This window comes from Dellaglioa sp. CoH-57-MRSF-18 (genome assembly GCF_056781995.1).
This window is the reverse complement of the sequence record NZ_JBXAXX010000103.1, coordinates 1-417: the sequence shown is the minus strand read 5'-3', so window position 1 is coordinate 417 and position 417 is coordinate 1. Positions and strand designations below refer to the sequence as shown.

2 protein-coding genes are annotated in these 417 nt (G+C 48.7%); both read right to left on the bottom strand.

Going from position 1 to position 417, the window contains the following annotated elements:
- The coding region (locus tag AC1RPG_RS08275) for a hypothetical protein (protein ID WP_481762512.1) at nt 1-180 on the bottom strand (180 nt) is incomplete at its 3' end.
- A 51-nt stretch (nt 181-231) separates the two neighbouring features.
- On the bottom strand, nt 232-417 hold a 186-nt coding region (locus tag AC1RPG_RS08270), incomplete at its 5' end, for a hypothetical protein (protein WP_481762511.1).

The window sequence follows — 417 nt, the reverse complement described above, 5'->3', positions numbered from 1 at the left end:
CAACTTCGGAACCCGCGTCTCATTGTCGTGTCCCGGAGGTGTACCATTCCAACCCAGCGTGATCATGTCGTCGGGCGTGACAATCGCGCACCCAACTTGATGCTTTGGATCGACAGACATCGTGGCCGCAGCCTGTGCGATCCCCATGTACAACATGTCGTCTTTTAGAGTGCTGCCCATCTATACTCCTGAAAGTGGTATACAAAGCGGCAATTGTACACCACTTTCCGATTATTTACTATCGCTTTTCTCGTCTTCGACAATTCGTTCAGCCGCGTTCAGTTCTACCGAAGATTCATGTTTCTTTGAATCTCGCATATTCTGATAAATGTGTTCGACAGCACCCCAGTGCCCGGGACCATATTCTTTTTCTGCTATCCCCTTGGCTTTATCCCACTTGTGCTCCAAACTTTCTTT